This is a genomic window from Bowmanella dokdonensis (assembly GCF_017254865.1).
Lineage (GTDB): Bacteria > Pseudomonadota > Gammaproteobacteria > Enterobacterales > Alteromonadaceae > Bowmanella > Bowmanella dokdonensis.
Map to the genome: position 1 here is coordinate 1 of NZ_JAFKCV010000081.1, position 483 is coordinate 483.

General features: G+C 48.7%; 1 protein-coding gene. It reads left to right on the forward strand.

The features are described 5' to 3' along the window. Positions 1 to 37 precede the first annotated feature (37 nt). Positions 38 to 483: HAMP domain-containing protein (locus tag J0A66_RS21635; protein WP_338143934.1), on the forward strand; the 446-nt coding region annotated here is incomplete at its 3' end.

Below are 483 nucleotides of genomic sequence, written 5' to 3' on the forward strand. Positions count from 1 at the left end.
TGCCGAGTCGGCAAATCTGTCGGTACGAGCAGAGGTGGTGGGTAAGGATGAAATCGCTGAAACGGCGCAGGGATTTAACCAAATGCTTGATCGTATTCACGGGCTGGTTAAAGAGGTGATTCAAGCGTCCAGTAGCTTAGCGGCATCGGCAGAAGAGATGCATGCTATCAGCACGCAGGTGGCCAGTACTGCCAATGAGCAAGAACATCAGAGTACGCAAATTGCCACAGCGGTGACTGAGATGACCGCGGCTATTCAGGAAGTGGCACAGAATGCACTACTTACTTCGCAGAAAGCCAATGATGCAGATGAACAAGCGCAGCTTGGCCAGCAAAAGGTTCAGCAGAATATCAATTCTATTAACCAGTTATCTGGCGTGGTTAATCGCAGCAGCGATGTGATTCAGCAACTGCATAATCAGGCTAATGATATAAACCAGGTTGTTCAACTGATTCAGAATGTGGCAGAGCAGACCAACTTGCT